Source organism: Peterkaempfera griseoplana (assembly GCF_001418575.1).
In the GTDB taxonomy this organism is placed as follows: domain Bacteria; phylum Actinomycetota; class Actinomycetes; order Streptomycetales; family Streptomycetaceae; genus Peterkaempfera; species Peterkaempfera griseoplana.
The window spans coordinates 1-4,917 of sequence record NZ_LIQR01000453.1; the positions used below are offsets into that span (position 1 = coordinate 1).

Consider the following 4,917-nt stretch of genomic DNA (forward strand, 5'->3'; position numbering starts at 1 on the left):
GGCCGCCGCAGGGGCGGGCTGCTGCGGAGGCGGACCGGCGGGGGCCTCGGCGTCGACCTGGATGCCGTACTCGGTGGCCAGCCCGGCCAGGCCGGAGTCATAGCCCTGGCCCACCGCGCGGAACTTCCAGCCGCCGCCGCGCCGGTAGAGCTCACCCAGCACGAACGCCGTCTCCGAGGTGGCGCCCGGATCCTGGAAGCGGGCCAGCTCCGCGCCGCTCCCGGCGTCCAGCACCGAGAGGTACAGCCCCGGCAGGGCGCCGAACACACCGCCGTCGCTGGAGGCCGCGAGCACCACCGTCTCCACGGAGGCTTCCAGCGCGCCCAGATCCACCGCGAGGGTGTCGGCCACCCCGTCCGCCGTGTGCTGCTTGCCCTCGTGGCGCACCGCCCCGGAGGCGTCCCGGGGCTGGTTGTAGAAGACGAAGTCCGCGTCCGAGCGCACCCGGCCGCCGCTCAGCAGCAGCGCCGACGCGTCCGCGTCGGGCACCCCGGCACCGGAACGCCAGCCCAGCACCACCCGCACCGCCGAGGCGGTCACCGGTACGTTCGCGCCTTTGCCGATCAGCATTCCCCGTCCCTCCGCCGGATGCGGCGACAATCGCCGGGTTCCACCCTATTCCCCTCCCCGGGCCGGTCCCCGCGCTGCGAACGCTCATGCGACGTTCGTCCCGGCGAAAGATCCCTTTGGCCCACCGCACGCTCCCTGCGGACAGAACCGAGGCATGCGCGTCGCCATCGTCACCGAGTCCTTCCCACCCGAGGTCAACGGCGTCTCCCACACGGTCCTGCGGACCGCCGAGCACCTGGTGCGCCGTGGCCACCGGCCGCTGGTGATCACCCCCGCCCCGGCCAGGGGAGGCAGCCCGGCAGCCGTCACCGCCGACGACCCCTGCGCCGTCGTCCGCATCCCCTCCCTGCCGCTGCCGGGCTACCCCCAGGTGCGGATCGCACTGCCGAGCGCCCGGCTGGAGAGCTCGCTGGCCGCGCACCGGCCCGACCTGGTGCATCTGGCGGGGCCCTTCGTCCTGGGGGCGCGGGCCATGGCCGCCGCCCGGCGCCTCGGCCTGCCGGCCCTCGCCGTCTACCAGACCGACCTGGGCGGCTACGCCCGCGCCTACCGCGCGGGCCAGGGCCTGGGCGAGGCGGTGGCGTGGCGCCGCATCCGCACGGTGCACCGGGCCGCCGGCCGCACCCTGGCGCCGTCCACCCCCGCGGCGCAGGACCTCACCGCGCACGGTGTGCCGCGGGTCCACCTGTGGCCGCGGGGGGTGGACTCCGTGCGCTTCCACCCCCGCCACCGCGACCCGGCGCTGCACCGCTCCCTGGCCCCCGGCGGGGAGGTGCTGGTCGGCTATGTCGGCCGGCTCGCCCCGGAGAAGCGCGTCGACCTGCTGGCCGGGGTCTGCGGGCTGCCCGGGGTGCGGGTGGTCGTCATCGGCAACGGACCCAGCGAACCGGCGCTGCGCAGAGCCCTGCCCGGTGCGGCCTTCCTCGGCCGGCGGACCGGCGGGGACCTCGCCCGCTGCTTCGCCACCCTGGATCTCTTCGTGCACACCGGTCCGCTGGAGACCTTCTGCCAGACCGTGCAGGAGGCCATGGCCAGCGGTGTCCCGGTGGTGGCACCGGCCGCCGGGGGTCCGCTCGACCTGGTCGCCCACCGCCGCACCGGGCTGCTGGTGCCGCCGCGCGACCCGCGTGCCGTCACCGCCGCCGTCGCCCGGCTGGCCGCCGACCCGGAGGCCAGGGCGGCCTACGGGCTCGCCGGGCGGGCCGAGGTCACCTCCCGCACCTGGGAGGCGGTCGGCGACCTGCTGCTGCGCCACTACGAGGACGTCCTCGCCGAGCGGTCCGGCCGGTCCCGGCCCACGGACGTGCCCGAAGCCGTGCCCCGAACCGTGCCCCGAACCGTGTCCGAAGCCGCGCCGGCGTCCGCGTCCGGCGCCCTGCTCCCGGCGCTCCCCGGACCGTCCACCGTCCGCCCGCAGCGCCGCGGCCCGCGCGCCGCGGCCGCCGCCAGGACCAGCGAAGGAGGTGCGCGATGAGCGGTACCGGCCCGTCGCTGCGCATCGTCAGGCTCGCCAACTTCGTGACCCCGGTCTCCGGGGGGTTGCGCACCGCGCTCCACCACCTCGGCGCGGGCTATCGCGCGGCCGGACACGAACCCGTGCTGGTGATCCCCGGCCCGGCCGCCGGCGACCGGATGACCGCACAGGGACGGGTGATCACCCTGCCCGGGCCGCCGCTCCCCGGCACCGGCGGCTATCGCGTGCTCGGCGGACGCGGCGGCCTGAAAACGCTGCTGGAGCGGCTGCGGCCGGACCGGCTCGAGGTGTCCGACCGCACCACCCTGCGGTGGACCGGAGAGTGGGCGCGGCGGCACGGCATCCCCGCGGCGATGGTCTCCCATGAGAGCGCGTCGGGGCTGCTGCGCACCTGGGGACTGCCCGATCCGGCCGCCCGGCGCCTCGCCGACCGCCTCAACGCCGGGACGGCGGTCTGTTACGACACGGTGGTGTGCACCACGGGCTGGGCGGCCGCGGAGTTCCAGCGGATCGGTGCGCGCAATGTGGTGCGCGCTCCCCTCGGCGTCGATCTGGAGCACCACCACCCCGGCCTGCGGGACCCGGGACTGCGCGGCCGGTACGCGGGCCCCGGCCAGGTGCTGCTGGTGCTCTGCTCCCGGCTCTCGCCGGAGAAGCGCCCCGACCGCGCCCTGGACTGCCTCGCGGAACTCCGCCGCCGGGGCGTGCCTGCCGTGCTGGCCGTCGCCGGGGACGGGCCGCTGCGCCGCCGGCTGGCCGCCCGCGCCGCCGCCCAGGGGCTGCCGGTGCACCTGCTGGGGCATCTCGCGGACCGCGCGGCGCTGGCGGCGCTGCTGGCCACTGCCGACGTGGTGGTCGCGCCGGGCCCGGTGGAGACCTTCGGACTGGCCGCACTGGAGGCGCTGGCCTGCGGCACCCCGGTCGCGGTCAGCCGCTCCTCGGCGCTGCCGCAGATCGTCGGCTGCGCGGGATCCGCGGCCGACGACAGCGGGCCGGGGTTCGCCGACGCCGTGCAGCACCTGCTGGCCCGCCCGGAGGCGGACCGCCGGGCGGCGGCCCGCGCCCGTGCGGAGGGCTTCGGGTGGCCGGCGGCGGTGGCCGCCTTCCTGGCCGTCCACGGGGCGGGCGCCGCGGCGGGACCTCAACCGACCACCGCCGCCCGCACACAGAGCACGTCGGGCAGGTGCGAGGCGATCAGCGACCAGGTGTCGCCGTCGTCCGCGCTTGCGAACACCTCGCCGTTGCGGTTGCCGAAGTAGATGCCCGCGGGGTCGGCGTCATCGGTGCACAGGGCGTCACGGAGCACCACACCGTAGTGGTCCTCGCCGGGCAGCCCGGTGGAGAGCGCCTTCCAGCTGCGGCCGGCGTCCTCGGTACGGAACACCCGGCAGCGCAGGTCCGGCGGGGTGCGCTGGTAGTCGGCGGTCAGCGGGAAGACATACGCGGTGGACGCGCGGTGCGGGTGGGCCGCCACCGCGAAGCCGAAGTCGGCCGGCAGCCCCTCGCCGATGGACTCCCAGTGGCCGCCCCCGTCGTCGCTGCGGTAGACGCCGCCGTGGTTCTGCAGGTACAGCAGATCGGGGTTCTGCGCATCCTGCGCGATCTTGTGGACGCACTGCCCGAACTCGGGGTACTGCGCGCCCTCGGGCAGGAAGGACGCCCGGACGCCGTCGTTGGACGCCGTCCAGCCGGCGCCGCCGTCGAACGTCCGGTAGACGCCGCCCGTGGAGACGGCGACCGTCACCCGGTCCCGGTCGCGCGGGTCGGTGAGCACCGTGTGCATGCCCTGCCCCCCGAACCCGGCCCCCCACTCCGCGCGCTGCGGATGCGCCCAGAGCGACTCGACCAGCGAGAAGGTCTCCCCGCCGTCCTCCGAGCGGAAGAGCGCGGCCGGCTCGGTGCCCGCGTACACCACGCCCGGCGCCTCGTCGCCGGCCGGACGCAGCTGCCAGACCCGCTCCAGCGACGCTCCCGTGTGCTCGGGGAAGCGCACCGCCGGGCGGTCCGGCTGCTGCCAGGACGCGCCCAGGTCGTCGGACCACCACACCGACGGCCCCCAGTGGGAGCTGTCGGCGCCCACCAGCAGTCTCGGCCGGGGTCCGCGCCGGTCGACCGCCACCGAGTAGATGCCGTTCATGGTGAAGTGCGGCCCGTCGATCTCCCAGCGCCGCCGGTCGCGGCTCCGGGCCAGGAAGAGCCCCTTCATCGTGCCCACCGCAAGCAGTACGTCGGCCATCGCGGGTGCACCCCGTTCGTCGTCAGGGGCCCACGACCGGGCCGATCCCGTGTGGCGCCCCAGCCAGCAGTGTGCACGGGGGCACTGACAACGGGGCCGCGCCGCGCCCCGGCCGCGCCGGGTCGATGCCGTGCGCACCGGGAGGCGCCGCCGTGGCGAGGCCCTGCGGACCGGGAGGCGCCGCCGTGGTGAGAGTCCTGCGTACCGGCCGGCCGGCGCCGTACGGTCCGGTCAGCGGCGGCGTACCGGCCGCCCGGCGCCGGGCAGCGGCACGAACCGCAGCGGGACGCCCGGCACGGCCTGGGCCGCGGCGGACAGGTCCTCCTCCGGCACCACCCCCACCACCGGGTAGCCGCCGGTGGTGGGATGGTCCGCCAGGAAGACCACCGGCAGCCCGTCCGGCGGCACCTGCACCGCCCCCAGCACCATTCCCTCGCTGGGCAGTTCGCCGCCGCGCACCCGCTCCAGCGGCGGGCCCTCGGTCCGCAGACCCACCCGGTTGCTCGCCGCCGCCACCTGATAACGGGCCCTGGCCAGCAGTTTCAGCGCCTCCGGCGCGAACCAGTCCGCACGCGGCCCCGGCTCCAGGCGCAGCACCAGCTCCGAGGGCGGTCCGGCCAGCGGCACCCCCTCCACC

Annotated in this window: 3 protein-coding genes and 2 pseudogenes; 2 read left to right on the top strand and 3 right to left on the bottom strand. The window is 76.8% G+C overall.

From position 1 onward, the window contains the following. Positions 1 to 570 (bottom strand): TerD family protein (locus AOK09_RS29525; RefSeq protein ID WP_245687537.1); only part of this gene is annotated, 570 nt, incomplete at its 3' end. A gap of 154 nt (positions 571 to 724) precedes the next feature. Between AOK09_RS29525 and AOK09_RS29530 the strand changes: the two are divergent. Next, positions 725 to 1,849 (top strand): annotated as a pseudogene (locus AOK09_RS29530) (glycosyltransferase family 4 protein); the annotation flags it as partial. Between the two features lie 191 nt (positions 1,850 to 2,040). Next, positions 2,041 to 3,303: a glycosyltransferase gene (locus tag AOK09_RS38415; RefSeq protein WP_079063536.1), complete on the top strand. Its 1,263-nt coding sequence runs from the start codon at positions 2,041 to 2,043 to the stop codon at positions 3,301 to 3,303. On the opposite strand, the gene AOK09_RS39600 is transcribed toward AOK09_RS38415, so the two are convergent. Continuing rightward, a complete protein-coding gene (locus tag AOK09_RS39600) occupies positions 3,186 to 4,280 on the bottom strand; it encodes a WD40/YVTN/BNR-like repeat-containing protein (protein ID WP_055590298.1) in 1,095 nt (364 codons plus the stop codon). The two genes, AOK09_RS38415 and AOK09_RS39600, sit on opposite strands and share 118 nt — an antisense overlap. Positions 4,281 to 4,511: 231 nt before the next feature. Then, positions 4,512 to 4,917 (bottom strand): annotated as a pseudogene (locus AOK09_RS29540) (biotin-dependent carboxyltransferase family protein); the annotation flags it as partial.

Bases quoted from the DNA above. Each gene is read 5' to 3' on its own strand.
- AOK09_RS38415 (WP_079063536.1), top strand. From the start codon at position 2,041: ATGAGCGGTACCGGCCCGTCGCTGCGCATCGTCAGGCTCGCCAACTTC.
- AOK09_RS39600 (WP_055590298.1), bottom strand. From the start codon at position 4,280: ATGGCCGACGTACTGCTTGCGGTGGGCACGATGAAGGGGCTCTTCCTG.